The 19755-nt window shown below is 52.3% G+C and carries 19 protein-coding genes; 10 read left to right on the top strand and 9 right to left on the bottom strand.

Translation table 11 applies throughout. From position 1 onward, the window contains the following. Positions 1-4: 4 nt before the first annotated feature. A complete protein-coding gene (locus HV302_RS04320) occupies positions 5-985 on the top strand; it encodes a type IV pilus twitching motility protein PilT (RefSeq protein ID WP_103928580.1) in 981 nt (326 codons plus the stop codon). Here HV302_RS04320 and ruvX read toward each other — a convergent pair. The 8 genes from ruvX to metK all read right to left on the bottom strand — a co-directional run bounded on the left by ruvX (position 982) and on the right by metK (position 8229). Next, positions 982-1398, bottom strand: a complete 417-nt coding sequence (gene ruvX / locus HV302_RS04325) for a Holliday junction resolvase RuvX (RefSeq protein ID WP_075847430.1) — start codon at positions 1396-1398, stop codon at positions 982-984. The genes HV302_RS04320 and ruvX overlap by 4 nt on opposite strands. Beyond that, positions 1398-1961, bottom strand: coding sequence for a YqgE/AlgH family protein (locus tag HV302_RS04330; protein WP_016154395.1), 564 nt, complete (start codon positions 1959-1961; stop codon positions 1398-1400). Before HV302_RS04330 ends, ruvX begins: the two co-directional genes overlap by 1 nt. Positions 1962-2137: 176 nt before the next feature. After that, complete coding sequence (gshB, locus tag HV302_RS04335) at positions 2138-3085, bottom strand: glutathione synthase (RefSeq protein WP_016154394.1); 948 nt, start codon at positions 3083-3085, stop codon at positions 2138-2140. 12 nt (positions 3086-3097) lie between these two features. Next, a complete protein-coding gene (gene rsmE, locus HV302_RS04340) occupies positions 3098-3829 on the bottom strand; it encodes a 16S rRNA (uracil(1498)-N(3))-methyltransferase (protein ID WP_016154393.1) in 732 nt (243 codons plus the stop codon). Between the two features lie 75 nt (positions 3830-3904). Beyond that, positions 3905-4612, bottom strand: coding sequence for a deoxyribonuclease I (endA, locus tag HV302_RS04345; protein WP_016154392.1), 708 nt, complete (start codon positions 4610-4612; stop codon positions 3905-3907). A 94-nt stretch (positions 4613-4706) separates the two neighbouring features. Further along, entirely contained in the window at positions 4707-5204 is a 498-nt protein-coding gene (locus tag HV302_RS04350) for a SprT family zinc-dependent metalloprotease (protein ID WP_049282159.1), read from the bottom strand. Positions 5205-5281: 77 nt separating this feature from the next. Further along, positions 5282-6676 (bottom strand): galactose/proton symporter, encoded by a 1395-nt coding sequence (gene galP, locus HV302_RS04355; protein WP_016154390.1) that lies wholly within the window; start codon positions 6674-6676, stop codon positions 5282-5284. 398 nt (positions 6677-7074) lie between these two features. After that, on the bottom strand, positions 7075-8229 hold the full coding sequence (gene metK, locus HV302_RS04360; RefSeq protein ID WP_003027071.1) for a methionine adenosyltransferase: 1155 nt from the start codon (positions 8227-8229) through the stop codon (positions 7075-7077). 538 nt (positions 8230-8767) lie between these two features. Between metK and HV302_RS28155 the strand changes: the two genes are divergently transcribed. The 4 genes from HV302_RS28155 to speB all read left to right on the top strand — a co-directional run bounded on the left by HV302_RS28155 (position 8768) and on the right by speB (position 12176). Beyond that, positions 8768-8905, top strand: coding sequence for a hypothetical protein (locus tag HV302_RS28155; RefSeq protein ID WP_269149342.1), 138 nt, complete (start codon positions 8768-8770; stop codon positions 8903-8905). Between the two features lie 91 nt (positions 8906-8996). Continuing rightward, positions 8997-9128 (top strand): acid stress response protein YqgB, encoded by a 132-nt coding sequence (gene yqgB / locus HV302_RS04370; RefSeq protein ID WP_049041971.1) that lies wholly within the window; start codon positions 8997-8999, stop codon positions 9126-9128. An 8-nt stretch (positions 9129-9136) separates the two neighbouring features. Then, the gene (gene speA / locus HV302_RS04375; protein ID WP_016154389.1) at positions 9137-11113 is read left to right on the top strand and encodes a biosynthetic arginine decarboxylase; all 1977 of its coding nucleotides are present in this window, start codon (positions 9137-9139) and stop codon (positions 11111-11113) included. A 142-nt stretch (positions 11114-11255) separates the two neighbouring features. Next, complete coding sequence (gene speB / locus HV302_RS04380; RefSeq protein WP_181626954.1) at positions 11256-12176, top strand: agmatinase; 921 nt, start codon at positions 11256-11258, stop codon at positions 12174-12176. A gap of 111 nt (positions 12177-12287) precedes the next feature. Here the strand turns inward: speB and HV302_RS04385 are convergent, their stop codons facing one another. Then, the gene (locus HV302_RS04385) at positions 12288-13046 is read right to left on the bottom strand and encodes a M48 family metallopeptidase (RefSeq protein WP_181626955.1); all 759 of its coding nucleotides are present in this window, start codon (positions 13044-13046) and stop codon (positions 12288-12290) included. Positions 13047-13325: 279 nt separating this feature from the next. Here HV302_RS04385 and tkt point away from each other — a divergent pair, with 279 nt between their 5' ends. The 5 genes from tkt to glpX all read left to right on the top strand — a co-directional run bounded on the left by tkt (position 13326) and on the right by glpX (position 19754). Continuing rightward, entirely contained in the window at positions 13326-15317 is a 1992-nt protein-coding gene (gene tkt, locus HV302_RS04390) for a transketolase (RefSeq protein ID WP_016154386.1), read from the top strand. Positions 15318-15633: 316 nt separating this feature from the next. Beyond that, on the top strand, positions 15634-16077 hold the full coding sequence (gene cmtB / locus HV302_RS04395; protein WP_181626956.1) for a PTS mannitol transporter subunit IIA: 444 nt from the start codon (positions 15634-15636) through the stop codon (positions 16075-16077). A gap of 27 nt (positions 16078-16104) precedes the next feature. After that, entirely contained in the window at positions 16105-17484 is a 1380-nt protein-coding gene (locus tag HV302_RS04400; RefSeq protein WP_016154384.1) for a PTS mannitol transporter subunit IICB, read from the top strand. A 24-nt stretch (positions 17485-17508) separates the two neighbouring features. Continuing rightward, positions 17509-18786, top strand: coding sequence for a zinc-binding dehydrogenase (locus HV302_RS04405; RefSeq protein ID WP_016154383.1), 1278 nt, complete (start codon positions 17509-17511; stop codon positions 18784-18786). Continuing rightward, positions 18783-19754, top strand: coding sequence for a class II fructose-bisphosphatase (gene glpX, locus HV302_RS04410; protein WP_019077647.1), 972 nt, complete (start codon positions 18783-18785; stop codon positions 19752-19754). Before HV302_RS04405 ends, glpX begins: the two co-directional genes overlap by 4 nt. Position 19755 lies beyond the last annotated feature (1 nt).

Here is a 19755-nt window from a genome sequence, read left to right on the forward strand (position 1 = left end):
TCATATGAATATGGAAGAAATAGTGGCCCTTAGTGTAAAGCATAACGTGTCGGATCTACACCTGTGCAATGCATGGCCTGCGCGCTGGCGCATAGGTGGAAAAGTCGAAATAGCACCATTTACTCCCCCTGACGTGGAGAATCTGCTGACGTGCTGGCTCAGTGAGCAACAACAGGTACAGTGGCGGGAACAGGGGCAGATTGATTTTGCCCTTACGCTGGCGGACTCCCGGCGTCTACGCGCCAGCGCATTTGCTCATCAGCAGGGAACCTCGCTGGCGCTAAGATTGCTACCGCTTGAATGTCCTCGTTTAGACGATCTTCAGACCCCGGAGGCCATACCTGAACTGCTGCACGGTGAAAATGGATTAGTTCTGGTCACTGGAGCCACCGGCAGCGGTAAATCAACCACCCTGGCGGCGATGGTGGAGTACCTTAATCAACATATTGCGGGGCATATTCTGACGCTGGAAGATCCGATTGAATATCGCTACACCAGCCAGCGTTGTCTTATTCAACAGCGGGAGGTAGGCGTACACTGCGCTTCTTTTGCTGCCGGTTTGCGCGGCGCGTTACGCGAAGATCCCGACGTCATTTTGCTGGGCGAGCTGCGCGACGTGGAAACTATTCGTTTGGCCTTAACGGCAGCGGAGACCGGGCATCTGGTGTTGGCAACCTTACATACGCGAGGGGCGGCGCAGGCCATCGCGCGGCTGGTGGACACCTTTCCCGCTCAGGAGAAAGATCCGGTGCGTAACCAGCTGGCAGACAGCCTGCGGGCGGTACTTTCGCAAAAGTTGGAGGAAGATAAGCAGGGAGGACGCGTGGCGCTATTCGAACTGCTCGTCAACACTCCCGCCGTGGGCAATTTGATCCGTGAAGGGAAAACGCATCAGCTACCCGGTGTGATTCAAACCGGGCAGCAGACAGGTATGCAGACGTTTGCACAAAGTCAGCAGCAGCGCCAGGCGCAGGGGCGACTTTAGTAGCCCTGCTCGAAATAGCTTTCAAGGATAATAACGGCAGAAGCGGAATCTACTTTGCCTTTATTTAACGCCCGGTATCCGCCTTGCTCAAACAGGCCTGAGCGGGCTTCGACGGTGCTCAAACGTTCATCGTGCAGCGTTACGGTTACGCCAAAGCGACCGTGAATGCGGTTAGCGAATTTGCGCGCGCGCGCAGTAAGGGGTTGTTCGGTGCCATCCATATTGAGCGGCAGGCCGACAATGATTTCGTCCGGCTGCCACTCTTTTAGCAGGCGTTCAATCAAACTCCAGTCTGGCGTGCCGTCCTGTGCTTTGATGGCGGGCAAGGGTCTCGCTGTACCGGTAATGCGTTGACCAACCGCGACGCCGATACTTTTCGTACCAAAATCAAAAGAGAGTAATGTTTCGCTCATCAGGCGTGTCCCGCCACGCCAGGCATGGTCTGAATATCAATCCCGATAAGCTTCGCCGCATCGCGCCAGCGGTCGGCAATCGGCGTTTTAAATAAGATGTTGAGGTCTGCGGGAGCAGTGAGCCAGGCGTTATCCAGTAGCTCTTGTTCCAGTTGACCTTTTTCCCATGATGAATAGCCCAGCGCAACCAGCACTTCGGATGGCTGCTCCTGCGTACCAAGGGTTTCAAGTACATCGCGGGAGGTGGTGATGATAGTGTTATCTGAAATGCGAATACTGGAGGCAAAGCGTGACGGCGGGGTGTGTAGAATAAATCCACGGTCTTCCGCCAGCGGGCCGCCGAGCATCACCGGTTTGTCCAGACGAATGGCAGGATCGCGTGCTTCTGGAGTAATCTTCAGCTTTTCCAGAATCCCTTCAATTTGTAAGTTTTCCAGAGGCTTATTGACGATAATCCCCATTGCTCCGTTCTCATTGTGTTCACAGATATACACCACGGAACGGCGGAAAATCGGATCCTGGAGAGCAGGCATGGCAATTAGAAAGTGATGCTGTAAATTCATTGTCAGAGGTTCTGTTTCCTGGTTCAAAAAAGCAACAGAGCCCAGTATGTGGGCAAAGCGCGAAGATGTCACCCTCTGAAGATAGCTTTGCCGGATGGCGGCTTCGCCTTATCCGGCCTACGGGGTGCGAATGTAGGCCGGATAAGACGCGAAGGCATCGCCATCCGGCAACTTATTTATTTCTGCAAACGTGCCTCGATGGCGTCCATCAGCATACCGGTAATCGAAACCGGGAACTCCGCTTCAATTTCACGAATACAGGTTGGGCTGGTGACGTTAATTTCCGTCAGACGGTCGCCAATGATATCCAGACCGACAAAAATCAAACCTTTTGCTTTCAGCGTTGGCCCAATGCGACGTGCAATTTCCCAGTCGCTGTCGGTTAATGGACGCGGCTCGCCACGACCGCCGGCTGCCAGGTTGCCACGGGTTTCGCCGCCTTGTGGAATACGCGCCAGGCAGTACGGAACGGGTTCGCCATCGACCACCAGCACGCGTTTATCGCCGTCTTTAATTGCTGGCAGATAGTTCTGCGCCATGCAATAACGGGTACCGTGCTCGGTCAGTGTTTCGGCAATAACGCCAAGGTTCGGATCGCCTTCCTTGACGCGGAAAATAGATGCGCCGCCCATGCCGTCCAGCGGTTTGAGAATGATGTCGCTGTGTTTTTGCCAGAAGGCTTTCAGCTGCGCTTTGTTACGCGTAACCAGCGTTTCCGGCGTCAGGTCGGCAAACCATGCGGTGAACAGCTTCTCGTTACAATCACGCAGGCTCTGCGGTTTGTTGACGATTAGCGTCCCTTTCTCCTCTGCACGTTCCAGAATATAGGTTGCGTAGATGAACTCGGTATCAAACGGCGGATCCTTACGCATCAGAATGACGTCCAGATCTGCCAGCGGGAGATCTTGCTCGCTATTGAACTCATACCATTTGTCGTAGTTCTGCTCTACGCTCAGGGTACGCGTACGGGCGCGGGCTTCACCGTTGATCAGATAGAGATCGGCCATTTCCATATAATGAATTTCGTAACCGCGACGTTGCGCTTCCAGCAGCATAGCGAAGCTGGAATCTTTCTTGATATTGATGCTTGCGATGGGATCCATCACGATGCCGAGCTTGATCATTGTTCTTCTCCGTTAGCCCAGATCGCCAAAACGCACCTGTAGCGCGGTGATGGCGGTGAGCGCAGTTGTCTCAGTACGCAGAACGCGAGGTCCTAACAGAATATCAGTAAATTGATATCGTGCGGTCATGGCAATTTCATCTGCCGACAGCCCACCTTCGGGGCCAATCAGCAAGCGGATGCGTTCCACCGGGAGCGGCAGCGTATTGATGCTGGCGCTGGCGCGGGGATGCAGGTTCAGTTTCAGACCTTCATCCTGTTCGGCGCACCACGCTTCCAGATCCATCGCCGGGCGAATTTCAGGCACCCGATTACGACCGCACTGTTCGCAGGCGGCAATGGCGATTTTCTGCCACTGCTGGAGCTTCTTGTTCAGGCGTTCGCTGTCCAGTTTAACGCCGCAGCGCTCAGAAAAAAGTGGCGTAATGAGGCTTACACCCAGTTCAATCGATTTTTGGATAGTAAATTCCATTTTTTCACCCCGCGACATCACCTGGCCCAGGTGGATGTGTAGCGGCGATTCTCGATCGTCGAGTTCAGCGTTAAGCACCTTCACGTCCACGCTTTTCTTACTGGCGTGGGTGATTTCGGCGTCGAATACCTGATTGCTGCCATCAAACAGCTGTAGCGCCTGGCCTGGCCCCATACGCAGCACGCGGCCGATATGGTTGGCTGCATCTTCACACAGTGAAATTTGGCTGCCGGAAGTGAGTGGCTCAGGGTGATAAATGCGAGGAATGCGCATAGTTAAACATCCGCGTCATGGCCCTGGGCTGCAAAAGGCCAGGGCATGGTTAAAAAATATTGCTGCTAGTGTAGGTTAGCTCTTTTGCGCCTGGCAAGCGCGTTGCACATAGGGGTTATGGTTCCCCTGTACCTTCGCAATGCGTTCGTCGCGCTCACACTCCCAATCGGTGACCGGATACTGCTTATTCCAGGCATTAAAAAGCTGAGTTTGCTGGCGGGAGAGCGTCAGGTTGTATTGGTCACGCATGTAAAAATAGGTACGCGCGATGGCGCCACGGGCGCGGGCTGGCGGCTCGGCAACTTTCTCTTTGAAGTCAACCTTCATGGTGCATTGTCCATATTGGCCTTCACCACCGTTCCACTGGCTGTACATAAAGTTTGCGCGATCGCCATTGACCTCACCCACCGCGGGCTGCAGGTTATGCATATCGCTTTCCATTTTGCGATAGACCGGATCTTTAGCGCAGTTTTTACGCCCTCCGTCCTGCCAGCACTGGCGCTGATGACCAAATTGCCAGGCGGGGACAACGTGTTCCCATTCAATTCGACTGGCGCGGTTTTCATTTTTTCGCACTTTATAGCCGCAGGATTCGAGGTCAACGACCCCTTTTTTTCCTTGCCAGTTAATTTTACATCCGCAATAGAAATCGCCTGGCGCATCGGCGTTAACTTTAACGCCTGCTGCTTTTGCCTGAGAAAAACTGTTGATGCCTTCGGCTAAAACCGAGCCTGAAAACGCAGCGGCTAACAGGGCCGCAGCAAAAGAAAGATTACGGTACATCACGAACTCCGTGTCAAAACGAGCCCGCAACGTAGCGAAAGTCATTCCTGTATGCAATCAGTTAGATCAGAAAAGTTCCTGATAATTCTGAAGATTATTCTGCAACCAACGGTTCACCGCAGTGGACGCAGCGGTAGGTGGCTTCGCCGCGTACAACGCGGTTATGGCGGCGGACGGTCAGTTGGTGTTCCTGACACTTACAGCGGTATGTAAAGGTCTTACGCTGCACGGATTGCAGCTCAAACTGATGCGTGCGCCGGGCCGGTACGCCCAGCACGCTCTCCATCATCCATTTCCACTCTTTCCCGTGCGGCGGTACGCGGCCAAAGTGTTTCCACACCAGTAGATGCGCCAGTTCATGGGGCACCACTTCGTTAACGAACGCGTCAACATTCTCCATCAGCAAAACTGGATTAAGACGAATTTCGTAGGTTTGTAGCCACGCGGTACCCGCGGCGGTTCCGCGCTGTTGGTAAACCAGCTTTGGTTCCAGGTATTGGCGTTCGAGCTTGAGATTGGCCTGAGCGAGTTTTTCCCGCAGGCTGCGCATAACGGCTTGCTGGATGGCGATCGGGAGACGGGAGGTTTTCATAACGCCAGAGGATAGTGCGACAGGGAAGGGACTGCAAGAGGAAGGCTCCCTCCCGCTTGGGAGGAAGCCTAACGTGATTAGTCGTGTGCGCCAATTTCGCGCAGTTTACGACCTTTCATCAGGTTACGTTCAATGTGTTCCAGAGAGACGTTTTTAGTTTCAGGGATCAGCCACAGGGTCAGGAAGATGAACAGTACGTTCAGGCCACCGTAGACCCAGAAGGTGTTGGCGCTGCCCAGCGAGTTCAGCATCGTCAGGAAGGTTGCGCCGACAATCATGTTGGCAATCCAGTTAGTTGCGGTAGAGCAGGTGATGCCGAAATCGCGACCTTTCAGCGGCTGGATTTCAGAGCACAGTACCCAAATCAGCGGACCGGCGCTCATCGCAAAGCCAACGATAAACATTAGCAGCATCAGCACAGCGAAGTATTGTGCGGCTGGCGAGTGAATACCCACGTGCATCATTGTACCCAGCACGCCCATACCGACGGCCATGACGATAAAGCCGAGGATCAGCGTAGGTTTACGGCCCCAGCGGTCAACCAGGCCAATGGCGATAAAGGTTGCCAGCACGTTGGTCAGACCGACAATAACGGTCCCCCACATCTGTTCGGTGGTGTTGGTGTAACCCGCCAGCTCAAAGATTTTTGGCGCGTAATACATAATGACGTTCATCCCGGTGAACTGCTGCATCACCTGTAGCAGGACGCCAAGGAAAACCGCGCGGCGGAAGTTGCTGTTTTCTTTAAACAGCGCCCAGCCGCTCTGCTTCACTTGCAGGCTTTCACGAATTTCATCCAGCTCGCGTTTGGCTTCAGCGCTGGTGTCACGCAGACGCAACAGAACGCGTTCGGCATCGACAAAACGACGTTTAGCCGCAAACCAACGCGGGCTGTCCGGCAGGAAGATGACGCCAACCAGCAGTAACAGGGCAGGGATGATGATCACGCCCAGCATCCAGCGCCATGCGCCGCTGTAGCTAAACGCCGTATCGGAAAGATACGCACCTAAAATACCGATAGTGATCATTAACTGATACATAGAAATCATGCTGCCGCGAATTTTTTCCGGGGCGATTTCGGACAGGTACAACGGTGCGGTATAAGACGCAACGCCGACTGCCAGGCCGAGCAGCACGCGGGAAACCAGCAGCACTTCAACGTTTGGCGCTGCGGCGGAGAACAGCGAACCGGCAACAAACAGGATTGCGCCGATCATCAGGCTTTTTTTACGTCCCAGCTTGAAGGAGAGCCAACCGCTGCCGACGGCGCCCACTGCCGCACCAAACATCATGGAACTCACCACCCATTCCTGAGTGTGTGGGGTAATTTGGAACTCGTCGGTGATGAATGGTAAAGCACCGGCAATAACACCGATATCCAGGCCAAAAAGTAATCCAGCCAGGGCTGCCAGGAAGCAGACAAAAAATGTCATGGCTTTGTTGGAATGCCCCGTTTTTTTATTGTCAGGCATGATGCCCTCCGTTGGGTAGCTAGTTTTGTTGATGTTAAGGGTAGGTGAGTACGGGGTAAAAAAATGCGAATCACATCACATTAGTGTAATCGGTTACACTTGCATTCATGTGGATTATTGTTTAATGCGTTGAAAGTTAACATTATTTATTATTATAGAATAAAGTTGATTGGCTGATTTTAAGACAATGCTGAAATATGATGTAACAGTGATGCAATGCTGGTAACGAAGAGATGTGAATTCAAGGTGTATAGAAATATCGTGCTATGTAATCGCTTTCATTTGTTATTGAAGCAAATGAAATTAGCGTGGTTATAGCGATGGGGGATGGGAGAGCAAATGACATAAAAAAAGACCAGCACGAGGCTGGTCTTCATAAGCGTTGAGCCGTAGGGGTATTACTTCAGACCGGCAGCTTCACGCAGCAGGGCGGCTTTGTCGGTTTTTTCCCATGGGAAATGTTCGCGACCAAAGTGACCGTAAGCGGCGGTTTCTTTGTAAATCGGGTGCAGCAGATCCAGCATCTGAATCAGGCCATACGGGCGCAGGTCGAAGAACTCACGCACCAGCAGGGTCAGCTGCTCTGAAGGCACTTTTTCAGTACCGAACGTTTCCACCATGATAGAGGTCGGTTCAGCCACGCCGATTGCGTAGGAAACCTGAATCTCACAACGGTCAGCCAGGCCAGCGGCAACGATGTTTTTCGCTACGTAGCGGGCTGCATAAGCTGCGGAACGGTCAACTTTAGACGGATCCTTACCAGAGAATGCGCCGCCGCCGTGACGGGCCATGCCGCCGTAGGTATCAACGATGATTTTACGACCCGTCAGACCGCAGTCACCCATTGGACCGCCGATAACGAAACGACCAGTTGGGTTGATGAAGAACTTGGTTGAAGCTGTCAGCCATTCAGTCGGCAGTACCGGCTTGATGATCTCTTCCATAACGGCTTCTTGCAGCGATTTCTGATCGATATCTTCAGAGTGCTGAGTCGACAGAACAACCGCATCAATACCGACGATTTTACCGTCGTCATACTGGAAGGTTACCTGGCTTTTTGCATCCGGTCGCAGCCAGGATAAGGTGCCGTTTTTACGCACTTCAGCCTGACGCTGCACCAGACGGTGAGCATAGGTAATCGGGGCTGGCATCAGAACGTCGGTTTCGTTGGTTGCATAACCAAACATCAGACCCTGGTCGCCTGCGCCCTGTTCCAGCGGATCCGCACGGTCAACACCCTGGTTGATGTCCGGAGACTGTTTACCAATCGCGCTCAGTACCGCACAAGAGTTGGCATCAAAGCCCATGTCGGAATGCACATAGCCAATTTCGCGAACCGTGTTACGGGTGATCTCTTCGATATCAACCCATGCGCTGGTGGTGATCTCACCGCCAACTAAAACCATGCCGGTTTTGACGTAGGTTTCGCAGGCAACGCGTGCTTTCGGATCCTGCTCCAGGATTGCATCCAGCACGGCATCAGAGATTTGGTCAGCGATTTTGTCAGGATGCCCTTCTGATACGGACTCGGACGTAAAAAGGTGTTTTGCCATATTTAATTTCACCTAAGGAGAATGTAGTTAGCTCAAACTGTCGAGTGGAATAGCCATGTGTAGAAGATTCTACCATGAGTCTGCAGATGACGGACACTGGCAGTCTGAGTGTTAATCGGTATAGATGGATTAACATCTGGACGGCTATTCTAAATCGGTTCTGCGCCTGATTTCCAGCTTTTTTTGATTGAGCTCGCATTGTACTGAAAATGTAACTGGAAATTTTTCCTGACGGTGCTGGCAATGCGCGTATTTATCTTTTGCTTTTTCGTACTGTTGTCGGTATAAAACGCGGCGCGCGGCTCATATCCGTCATACTTCAAGTTGCATGTGCGTTGGCAATACTCGCCCAGTCACTTACTCCTGTAAGCGCCTGGGGATTCACTGCGTTGCCGCCTTCCCGCAACTCGATTTATTGAGGATAGACAAAAAAGCACACGACGTTTTCATCGTGTTGCCACTTCCAGCCGGGTTAAAACTTTAGCTTTGGCTTGTGGGTTCGTTCCGTCAGGAGCAACCGTGGAGGTGATACGAGATAATGAACCGTTGTATTCTGCTGAATCTGTCGCACCGTTCTGGTGTACATATGTCCCCCGCAATCTGCATCTTGCATACCTGCCGATGTTATACCCATCTCGGCGCTTCTCAGGACTCCAGGGCCGGCAACGGTCACTAAGAACTGAACAAGGGCGCTCTTGGTAAACAAGAGTTTTCTCGTGGTTTCGCCGAACCGTCAGCATTAAGTTCGGTTACGTGTTTACATTGATATGAAAAAGAAACCGGTCGCACAGTCGGAGCGTCAGCACTATCTGCTGGAAATTCTGCCTGTATTTGGGTTGTTATCGCGTCTTCGGATTGCGATAGTAGTCAACTGTTTTACACTTGTTAATAAAATTTGAGGTTCGCTATGTCTGACGACATTTCTTTGGGTTCGCCTTCGTCAGCAGGCGAACACGGTGTACTACGCTCCATGCAGGAGGTTGCAATGAGTTCCCAGGAAGCCAGCAAGATGCTGCGTACTTACAATATTGCCTGGTGGGGTAATAACTACTATGACGTCAATGAACTGGGCCACATCAGCGTGTGCCCGGATCCCGACGTACCAGAAGCGCGCGTTGACCTTGCTGAGTTGGTGAAAGCCCGTGAAGCGCAGGGCCAGCGTTTGCCTGCATTGTTCTGCTTCCCGCAGATCCTGCAACACCGTCTGCGTTCGATTAACGCCGCGTTTAAGCGCGCCCGTGAGTCTTACGGCTACAACGGTGACTATTTCCTCGTTTACCCGATCAAGGTTAACCAGCACCGTCGCGTGATTGAATCGCTGATCCACTCCGGCGAACCGCTGGGGCTGGAAGCCGGTTCTAAAGCTGAACTGATGGCCGTTCTGGCTCATGCCGGAATGACCCGCAGCGTGATCGTGTGTAACGGCTATAAAGACCGCGAATACATCCGCCTGGCGCTAATTGGCGAAAAGATGGGCCATAAGATCTATCTGGTCATCGAGAAGATGTCTGAAATCGCTATCGTGCTGGATGAAGCTGAACGACTGAATGTTGTTCCGCGTCTGGGCGTGCGTGCGCGTCTGGCGTCGCAGGGTTCCGGCAAATGGCAGTCCTCCGGCGGAGAGAAATCGAAATTTGGCCTGGCGGCAAACCAGGTGCTGCAACTGGTAGAAATGCTGCGCGAGCGCGGTCGTCTGGACAGTATTCAGTTGCTGCACTTCCACCTCGGCTCACAGATGGCGAACATTCGTGATATTGCCACCGGCGTACGTGAGTCGGCGCGTTTCTACGTTGAGCTGCACAAGCTTGGCGTAAATATCCAGTGCTTCGACGTGGGCGGTGGCCTGGGTGTAGACTACGAAGGTACCCGTTCGCAGTCTGACTGCTCCGTAAACTACGGCCTGAACGAATACGCGAACAACATCATCTGGGCCATTGGCGACGCCTGTGAAGAGCACGGTCTGCCGCACCCGACGGTAATTACCGAATCCGGTCGCGCTGTTACCGCGCATCATACCGTGCTGGTGTCTAACATTATCGGCGTTGAGCGTAGCGAGCATACCGAAGCAACGCCTCCGGCTGACGATGCGCCGCGTGCCCTGCAAAGCATGTGGGAAACCTGGCAAGAGATGCATGAGCCGGGAACCCGTCGTTCGCTGCGTGAATGGCTGCACGACAGCCAGATGGATCTGCACGATATTCACGTTGGGTACTCTTCAGGAACCTTTAGCCTGCAGGAACGCGCGTGGGCAGAACAGCTCTATCTGAACATGTGTCACGATGTGCAAAAACAACTCGACCCGAGCAACCGCGCGCACCGTCCGATTATCGACGAGTTGCAGGAACGTATGGCGGATAAGATTTACGTCAACTTCTCGCTGTTCCAGTCGATGCCGGATGCGTGGGGGATCGATCAGCTGTTCCCGGTGATGCCGCTGGAAGGGCTGAACAAGGCTCCTGAGCGCCGTGCGGTGCTGCTGGATATCACCTGTGACTCTGATGGCGCTATCGACCACTATGTTGATGGTGACGGCATTGCGACCACCATGCCGATGCCGGAATACGACCCGGAGAACCCGCCGATGCTGGGCTTCTTTATGGTGGGTGCGTACCAGGAGATCCTTGGCAACATGCACAACCTGTTCGGTGATACTGAAGCGGTTGACGTGTTCGTCTTCCCTGACGGCAGCGTGGAAGTTGAGCTGTCTGACGAAGGGGATACCGTGGCGGATATGCTGCAGTATGTGCAGTTGGATCCGAACACCCTGCTAACGCAGTTCCGTGATCAAGTGAAAAACACCGATCTGGATACCGAGTTGCAGCAGCAGTTCCTCGAAGAGTTTGAGGCAGGACTGTACGGATATACCTATCTCGAAGACGAGTAATGCTGTTGGGGTTCGCTTGAACCTGAGCAAATTAACGGCGATAATTCGCCTATACAAGTAGTCACGTAAATCAATCCCTTCCTCGTCGGGCTTAACGACGCGGAGGGGATTTTTTTTCACCGATTTTAAAAGAGGTCAGTACATGAGCACCTTAGGTCATCAATACGACAACTCCCTGGTTTCTAACGCCTTTGGTTTTTTGCGTCTGCCGATGAACTTCATGCCGTACGACAGCGACGCCGACTGGGTGATCACCGGCGTACCGTTTGATATGGCAACGTCTGGCCGCGCGGGCGGTCGTCATGGTCCGGCTGCGATCCGTCAGGTTTCCACTAACCTGGCGTGGGAACACAATCGCTTCCCGTGGGACTTCGATATGCGCGAGCGCCTGAACGTGGTGGACTGCGGCGATCTGGTTTATGCGTTCGGTGATGCCCGTGAAATGAGTGAAAAACTGCAGGCACATGCTGAGAAGTTGCTTTCTGCCGGTAAGCGCATGCTCTCTTTCGGCGGTGACCACTTCGTCACGCTGCCGCTCCTGCGCGCGCACGCTAAACACTTTGGTAAAATGGCGCTGGTGCACTTTGATGCCCACACCGACACCTACGCTAACGGCTGTGAATTCGACCACGGTACCATGTTCTACACTGCGCCGAACGAAGGTCTGATCGATCCGAATCACTCTGTGCAGATCGGTATTCGTACCGAGTTCGACAAAGATAACGGCTTTACCGTGCTGGATGCTTGCCAGGTGAACGATCGCGGCGTAGATGACATCATCGCCCAGGTTAAGCAGATTGTTGGTGATATGCCGGTGTATCTGACCTTTGATATCGACTGCCTCGATCCGGCGTTTGCTCCAGGAACCGGTACGCCCGTGATCGGCGGTCTGACTTCCGATCGCGCGATCAAGCTGGTACGTGGTCTGATAGATCTGAATATCGTCGGGATGGATGTGGTGGAAGTGGCTCCGGCCTATGATCAGTCAGAGATCACCGCGCTGGCGGCGGCTACGCTGGCACTGGAAATGCTGTATATCCAGGCGGCGAAGAAAGGCGAATAACGGGTTTCGGACTATTTTGCCGGATGTCGCTGACGCTAGTCCGGCCTACATTATTGCTGAATTTGTAGGCCGGATAAGGCGTTCACGCCGCCATCCGGCACTGTTCGAGGATTATTTTATCCCGTCTGCGCTCATGCGATCGCGAATGTGTTGCGCACGTTCTGCAGATGCCGGGTGATCGTCAAACATTGAGCTTTGGCGTCCTGCTTCCAGTTTAGCCAGTTTCTCAAAGCTGGTGGCCAGTCCTGCCGGATTGATCCCACGTTTGCGCAACAAATCATACGAGTAATCATCCGCTTCGGATTCCTGAAGCTGGGAGAACTGCGAGTTCACCAGTTTCTCGCCAAGATCGCCCAATTGCGACTGCGACAGGCTGCCGACAATGCCGCCAGCGGAAGCCGCTGCTGCACGTACGGCGTTAGTGCCCAGCGCGACCTGCATGCCTTTTTTCACGTGACCCAGCGCGACGTGGCCCATTTCGTGGCCGATCACCGCTTCGACTTCGTTATCGGTCATCATATCCATCAGGCCGCTGTATACGCGGATACAACCGTTCGCCATGGCAAAGGCATTCACATCTTTCGCCATATAGACTTTGTAGTTCACCGGCTGGCCGTTAATGTTGTCGCCAAGCGCGGCGGCGATTTTGCCAAGACGCGTTGCGTACTCGCTGCTGGCAGGGGCGATAGTAGCCTTGCTGTCCATATCTTTACAGGCCTGATCGCTCAGCGCTTTTACCTGAGTATCGCTCAGACTATAGGCCTGAAAAGCCTCTGCGCCAGAAGAAAGCAGTCCGTTTGAGTCCATGTTCTGGCAGCCGGTCAATGCCGCCGCCATGCTCGTAGCAAGCAGTAAAGCGCGAATTTTCATTTTTTCTCTTCCGCACAAAGTCAGGATTATTCTAAAAAATGCGTCGTTTGCAGGTAAACCGACGCTCGGCCTAAGTATAAAGAAAAGAACATTCAGCGGGCGAGAAGATTGCGCAACTTGCGCGCATGATCCAGAGATTTCTGAAGCGGTAAAAGGATGCTCCATGTACATGACACGCGGCTTGGGTTACATTGTTGGCACTTTTTTCCGGCGTAGCCCAAAACGCGCTGTCGTCAAGTCGTTAAGGGCTCAGCCTTCATTATCCGATCTGGAGTCAAAATGTCCTCACGTAAAGAGCTTGCCAATGCTATTCGTGCGCTGAGCATGGACGCAGTACAGAAAGCCAAATCCGGTCACCCGGGTGCCCCGATGGGTATGGCTGACATTGCCGAAGTCCTGTGGCGTGATTTCCTGAACCACAACCCGACTAACCCGTCCTGGGCTGACCGTGACCGCTTCGTGCTGTCCAACGGCCACGGCTCCATGCTGATTTACAGCCTGCTGCACCTCACCGGCTACGATCTGCCGATGTCCGAGCTGCAGAACTTCCGTCAGCTGCATTCCAAAACGCCGGGTCACCCGGAAGTGGGTTACACCGCGGGTGTTGAAACCACTACCGGTCCTCTGGGTCAGGGCATTGCGAATGCTGTGGGTATGGCTATCGCCGAAAAAACGCTGGCGGCGCAGTTTAACCGTCCTGGTCACGACATCGTTGACCACTTCACCTATGCTTTCATGGGCGACGGCTGCATGATGGAAGGTATCTCTCACGAGGTATGTTCCCTGGCCGGTACGCTGAAGCTGGGTAAACTGGTAGCGTTCTACGATGACAACGGCATCTCTATCGATGGCCACGTTGAAGGCTGGTTCACCGATGACACCGCTAAGCGTTTCGAAGCTTACGGCTGGCACGTGGTTCGTGGCGTTGATGGTCACGATGCTGACGCGATTAAGCGCGCAGTTGAAGAAGCTCGCGCTGTGACCGACAAACCGTCCCTGCTGATGTGCAAAACCATCATCGGTTTCGGTTCCCCGAATAAAGCTGGTACCCACGACTCTCACGGCGCACCGCTGGGTGATGCAGAAATCGCACTGACCCGCGAACAGCTGGGCTGGAAATACGCGCCGTTTGAGATTCCGTCTGAAATCTACGCGCAGTGGGATGCGAAAGAAGCAGGCCAGGCAAAAGAAGCTGCATGGAACGAGAAGTTCGCTGCTTATGCGAAAGCCTTCCCGCAGGAAGCCGCTGAATTCACCCGTCGTATGAAAGGTGAAATGCCGTCTGACTTCGATGCAAAAGCGAACGAGTTCATTGCTAAGCTGCAGGCTAACCCGGCGAAAATCGCCAGCCGTAAAGCGTCTCAGAACGCGATTGAAGCGTTTGGTCCTCTGCTGCCTGAATTCCTCGGCGGCTCCGCTGACCTGGCACCAAGTAACCTGACTCTGTGGTCTGGTTCTAAAGCTATCAACGAAGATACTGCCGGTAACTACATCCATTACGGTGTACGTGAATTCGGTATGACCGCTATCGCTAACGGTATCTCCCTGCACGGTGGCTTCCTGCCGTACACCTCCACCTTCCTGATGTTTGTGGAATATGCCCGTAACGCGGTGCGTATGGCTGCGCTGATGAAACAGCGTCAGGTGATGGTCTATACCCACGACTCCATCGGTCTGGGCGAAGACGGCCCGACTCACCAGCCGGTAGAGCAGGTAGCTTCGCTGCGCGTGACCCCGAACATGAGCACCTGGCGTCCGTGTGACCAGGTTGAATCTGCCGTTGCATGGAAATACGGTGTAGAGCGTCAGGACGGTCCGACCGCGCTGATCCTCTCCCGCCAGAACCTGGCACAGCAGGAACGTACCGAAGAGCAGCTGGCGAACATTGCGCGCGGTGGTTACGTGCTGAAAGATTGCGCCGGTCAGCCGGAACTGATCTTCATCGCTACCGGTTCTGAAGTTGAGCTGGCTGTGGCTGCCTGGGACAAACTGACCGCTGAAGGCGTTAAAGCGCGCGTGGTTTCCATGCCGTCTACCGACGCGTTCGACAAACAGGATGCCGCTTATCGCGAGTCTGTACTGCCGAAAGCTGTTTCCGCACGTGTTGCAGTGGAAGCGGGTATCGCAGACTACTGGTTCAAATACGTGGGCCTGAACGGCGCTATCGTTGGTATGACTACCTTTGGTGAGTCTGCACCGGCTGAGCTGCTGTTTGAAGAGTTTGGCTTCACTGTCGACAACGTTGTCGCGAAAGCAAAAGAACTGCTGTAATTTTGATTACAGGTGAAAACGGGTCGCTTATGCGGCCCGTTTTTTTAAAGTAAGTAAATTTATTTGATCGTGCGCAACCCGAAAATGTAGATTTGCATCACAAATGTGATATTTAGTGATGTTTTATATTTGCAACTTGAATCACATTATTGCTATTGATTTTTATATTTCTTTTCTCAATTCATTGTTTTTAAAGGCATCACCAAAAAACATTCTGCGCTGTATGTAGTTTTCTCCTCGATTGATTTCATTTTGCCGTGCGCGTATTTTATTTTTAACGCTAACTCGTACCCTAAAAATAAAATAAGGAAAATGTATGCGGCTGATTGATTACTTTCCCGAATCATCTATCTCAATAAAAAATTCAGCAAAGAACTGGCAGGAGGCAATTGACTTTTCTATGTCATCCTTACTCGCCAATCAATATGTCAATTCAGATTATATTCAGGCCATTAAAGACTCAACGATTAACAATGGTCCTTATTATATTTTAGCGCCAGGCGTCGCCATGCCGCACGCTCGACCGGAGTGTGGCGCGTTAAAAACCGGTATGTCATTAACGCTTCTCAAACAGGAAGTGAAATTTGCCGAAGATGATGAAGGTATCAGATTATTAATCGGATTGTCGGCGGCTAATGCTGATTCACACATTGGCGCTATTCAGGCCTTAAGCGAATTATTATGTGAAGAGGAAGCACTAACCGCTTTGTTAGCGGCTAAATCAGAAAAACAATTGGCGGATATTATCGCTCAAGCATAATTAACGGTTTCCTTTCAGGACATTATTATGGAAAACAAGTCTGCTCGTGCCAAAGTCCAGGCTTTTGGTGGGTTTTTGACTGCAATGGTCATTCCCAACATCGGCGCATTTATTGCCTGGGGTTTTATTACCGCATTATTTATTCCTACTGGTTGGATGCCGAATGAGCATTTCGCCAAAATTGTCGGTCCGATGATTACCTATTTACTGCCCGTCATGATTGGCTCCACAGGGGGACATCTGGTTGGCGGGAAACGCGGTGCGGTAATGGGGGGCATTGGTTCTATTGGCGTTATTGTGGGCGCGGATATCCCGATGTTCCTTGGCGCGATGGTAATGGGGCCGCTTGGCGGTTGGGTGATTAAGCATATCGACCGTCTGCTGGAAAAACGCATTCCTGCAGGCTTCGAGATGGTTATCAATAATTTCTCTCTTGGTATCGCGGGAATGCTCTTATGCTTGCTGGGGTTTGAAGTTATCGGCCCGGCGGTTCTCATTGCCAATAATTTCGTGAAGGAGTGTATTGAAGCGTTGGTTCATGCGGGCTATCTGCCGTTGCTATCCGTAATCAATGAGCCGGCAAAAATCCTCTTTCTGAACAATGCCATCGATCAGGGGGTGTATTATCCGCTGGGGATGCAGCAAGCTTCTGAAACGGGAAAATCGATTTTCTTCATGGTGGCATCTAACCCAGGGCCGGGATTAGGTTTGTTACTCGGCTTTGCTATCTTTGGCAAAGGAATGAGTAAAAAGTCTGCGCCAGGCGCCATGATTATCCACTTCCTCGGTGGTATTCATGAACTGTATTTCCCGTATGTGCTGATGAAGCCTCTGACCCTGATCGCGATGATTGCCGGGGGAATGACCGGGACGTGGGTATTCCACCTGCTGGACGGTGGGTTAGTTGCGGGGCCAAGCCCAGGATCCATATTCGCCTATCTGGCATTAACGCCGAAAGGTTCTTTCCTCGCGACCATTGCAGGAGTCACCGCGGGAACCGTTGTTACTTTTGTTATTACCTCTGTCATCCTGAAAATGGAAAAGAACGTTGAAACAGAAAGTGAAGATGACTTTGCTGAATCAGCCAGAACCGTCAAAGCGATGAAGCAGGAAGGGAAATTCTCTTATAAAAACATTAAACGCGTCGCTTTTGTCTGTGATGCAGGAATGGGTTCCAGTGCTATGGGGGCAACCACGTTTCGTAAGCGTCTGGAGAAAGCGGGATTGAATATTACTGTGACGCATTATGCTATCGAAAACGTTCCGCAAGATGCCGATATTATTGTCACCCATGCCAGTCTTGAAGGTCGTGTTAAACGTGTAAGTGAAAAGCCATTAGTGCTGATTAAGAACTATATTGGTGACCCATTGTTGGATGATTTATTTAAACGCATTACTGCGAACTAGCCTTCTTCTATTTTTGGAGTGAATATGAAAACGAAAGTTGCTGCCATATATGGCAAGCAGGATATTCGTATCCGCGAGTTTGAACTGCCTGCAATTACAGATAATGAATTGTTAGTAAGCGTAATATCCGATAGCGTTTGTTTGTCCACCTGGAAAGCAGCAGCATTGGGGAGCGATCATAAACGCGTACCGGACGATCTGGAAAATCATCCGGTTATTACCGGACATGAATGTGCAGGTATCATTGTTGAGGTGGGGAAAAACCTGACGGATAAATATAAGAAAGGTCAGCGTTTTGTGTTGCAACCCGCGATGGGATTGCCAAGTGGATATTCAGCAGGATACAGCTATGAATATTTTGGCGGCAATGCGACATATATGATTATCCCGGAAGTGGCGATTAACCTCGGATGCGTTTTGCCTTACCACGGCTCTTATTTTGCCGCCGCCTCATTGGCGGAACCGATGTGCTGCATTATTGGCGCGTATAACGCGAATTTTCATACCACGCCTTACGTTTATGAGCATCGCATGGGGATTAAGCCAGGGGGGAACATTGCGCTTCTGGCCTGCGCCGGGCCGATGGGTATTGGTGCAATAGATTATGCCATTAACGGGAATATTCAGCCGTCGCGGGTGGTGGTGGTCGACATTGACGAAGCACGACTGGCGCAGGCTAAAAAACTGTTGCCCGTTGAGTTGGCGGCTGAAAAGGGGATTGAGCTCATCTATGTGAATACTACTGGCATGGATTCTCCGACAGCGATGCTGCGAGCGTTAACTCATGACGCAGGTTTTGATGATGTCTTTGTGTATGCGGCAGTGCCTGCAGTTGTTGAGATGGCTGATGATTTACTCGCGGAAGATGGTTGCCTGAATTTTTTTGCCGGTCCTACGGACAGTAACTTCAAAGTGCCGTTTAATTTTTATAACGTGCACTACAACAGCACTCACGTTGTCGGGACATCCGGTGGTTCAACGGATGATATGAAAGAGGCCATTGCGCTCAGTGCAACTGGCCAACTGCAACCGTCGTTTATGGTGACGCACATTGGCGGCCTTGATGCAGTTCCGGAAACTGTTTTGAATTTACCGGCGATCCCTGGCGGTAAGAAGCTGATATATAACGGCGTTACCATGCCACTAACCGCCATTGCTGATTTTGCCGAGAAAGGGAAAACTGACCCATTATTCAAAGAACTGGCGCTACTGGTGGAGGAGACGCACGGTATCTGGAATGAAAAGGCAGAAAAATACCTTTTGGCACACTTTGGCGTTGATATCGGGGAGGCGGCGATATGATGTCGCTGGCATGGCCGCTATTTCGTATCACGGAGCAGGCTGCACTGGCAGCCTGGCCGCAAACCGGGTGCGGCGATAAAAACAAGATTGATGGTCTGGCTGTGACGGCAATGCGGGAAGCATTGAACAGTATTGCCATTCGCGGACGCATCGTTATTGGCGAAGGGGAGATTGATCAAGCCCCGATGCTGTGGATTGGTGAGGAAGTGGGAACCGGCACCGGACCTGAGGTAGATATCGCCGTTGATCCTATCGAAGGAACCCGAATGGTGGCTATGGGGCAAAGCAATGCGCTGGCCGTCATGGCGTTTGCCCCTCGCGGTAGTTTGTTACACGCCCCTGATATGTACATGAAAAAACTGGTTGTTAATCGGTTTGCGAAAGGGGCGATTAATCTGGCGCTGCCGTTGGCAGATAATCTGCGTAATGTGGCAGAGGCGTTGGGTAAACCGCTGGAGCGACTGCGGATGGTGACGCTGGATAAGCCGCGCCTTCAGCCAGCGATTGCCGAGGCGACACGGCTTGGCGTCAAGGTATTTGCTCTGTCCGACGGCGACGTGGCCGCCAGCGTGCTGGCCTGTATGCAGGAGAATCCTTATGATCTGATGTATACCATTGGCGGCGCGCCTGAGGGGGTTATTTCAGCCTGTGCGGTTAAAGCGCTGGGGGGCGATATGCAGGCTGAACTGATTGATTTTTGTGAAGCGAAAGGAAATAACGCAGATAATCGTCTGATTGCGGCACAGGAACATCAGCGCTGCGCGGAAATGGGCGTTGCGATCAACCGGATCTACGCGCTGGACGAACTGGTAGGGGGAAATAAGATCCTCTTCAGCGCGACAGGAGTCACGGGTGGCGATCTTGTGAAAGGGATCCAACAGGTTGCGAATGGTGTGCGCACGCAAACTTTACTGATCGGCGGCGCGGATCGAACGTGTAATATAATAGACTCTCTGCATTCATGGTGAT

Origin of the sequence: Citrobacter sp. RHBSTW-00859 (assembly GCF_013729795.1) — a bacterium.
Lineage (GTDB): Bacteria > Pseudomonadota > Gammaproteobacteria > Enterobacterales > Enterobacteriaceae > Citrobacter > Citrobacter braakii.

What these genes read in the sequence shown, in the direction of transcription:
- HV302_RS04320 (WP_103928580.1), top strand. Translation starts at nt 5, where the DNA reads ATGAATATGGAAGAAATAGTGGCCCTTAGTGTAAAGCATAACGTGTCG.
- ruvX (WP_075847430.1), bottom strand. Translation starts at nt 1,398, where the DNA reads ATGAGCGAAACATTACTCTCTTTTGATTTTGGTACGAAAAGTATCGGC.
- HV302_RS04330 (WP_016154395.1), bottom strand. Translation starts at nt 1,961, where the DNA reads ATGAATTTACAGCATCACTTTCTAATTGCCATGCCTGCTCTCCAGGAT.
- gshB (WP_016154394.1), bottom strand. Translation starts at nt 3,085, where the DNA reads ATGATCAAGCTCGGCATCGTGATGGATCCCATCGCAAGCATCAATATC.
- rsmE (WP_016154393.1), bottom strand. Translation starts at nt 3,829, where the DNA reads ATGCGCATTCCTCGCATTTATCACCCTGAGCCACTCACTTCCGGCAGC.
- endA (WP_016154392.1), bottom strand. Translation starts at nt 4,612, where the DNA reads ATGTACCGTAATCTTTCTTTTGCTGCGGCCCTGTTAGCCGCTGCGTTT.
- HV302_RS04350 (WP_049282159.1), bottom strand. Translation starts at nt 5,204, where the DNA reads ATGAAAACCTCCCGTCTCCCGATCGCCATCCAGCAAGCCGTTATGCGC.
- galP (WP_016154390.1), bottom strand. Translation starts at nt 6,676, where the DNA reads ATGCCTGACAATAAAAAAACGGGGCATTCCAACAAAGCCATGACATTT.
- metK (WP_003027071.1), bottom strand. Translation starts at nt 8,229, where the DNA reads ATGGCAAAACACCTTTTTACGTCCGAGTCCGTATCAGAAGGGCATCCT.
- HV302_RS28155 (WP_269149342.1), top strand. Translation starts at nt 8,768, where the DNA reads ATGAACCGTTGTATTCTGCTGAATCTGTCGCACCGTTCTGGTGTACAT.
- yqgB (WP_049041971.1), top strand. Translation starts at nt 8,997, where the DNA reads ATGAAAAAGAAACCGGTCGCACAGTCGGAGCGTCAGCACTATCTGCTG.
- speA (WP_016154389.1), top strand. Translation starts at nt 9,137, where the DNA reads ATGTCTGACGACATTTCTTTGGGTTCGCCTTCGTCAGCAGGCGAACAC.
- speB (WP_181626954.1), top strand. Translation starts at nt 11,256, where the DNA reads ATGAGCACCTTAGGTCATCAATACGACAACTCCCTGGTTTCTAACGCC.
- HV302_RS04385 (WP_181626955.1), bottom strand. Translation starts at nt 13,046, where the DNA reads ATGAAAATTCGCGCTTTACTGCTTGCTACGAGCATGGCGGCGGCATTG.
- tkt (WP_016154386.1), top strand. Translation starts at nt 13,326, where the DNA reads ATGTCCTCACGTAAAGAGCTTGCCAATGCTATTCGTGCGCTGAGCATG.
- cmtB (WP_181626956.1), top strand. Translation starts at nt 15,634, where the DNA reads ATGCGGCTGATTGATTACTTTCCCGAATCATCTATCTCAATAAAAAAT.
- HV302_RS04400 (WP_016154384.1), top strand. Translation starts at nt 16,105, where the DNA reads ATGGAAAACAAGTCTGCTCGTGCCAAAGTCCAGGCTTTTGGTGGGTTT.
- HV302_RS04405 (WP_016154383.1), top strand. Translation starts at nt 17,509, where the DNA reads ATGAAAACGAAAGTTGCTGCCATATATGGCAAGCAGGATATTCGTATC.
- glpX (WP_019077647.1), top strand. Translation starts at nt 18,783, where the DNA reads ATGATGTCGCTGGCATGGCCGCTATTTCGTATCACGGAGCAGGCTGCA.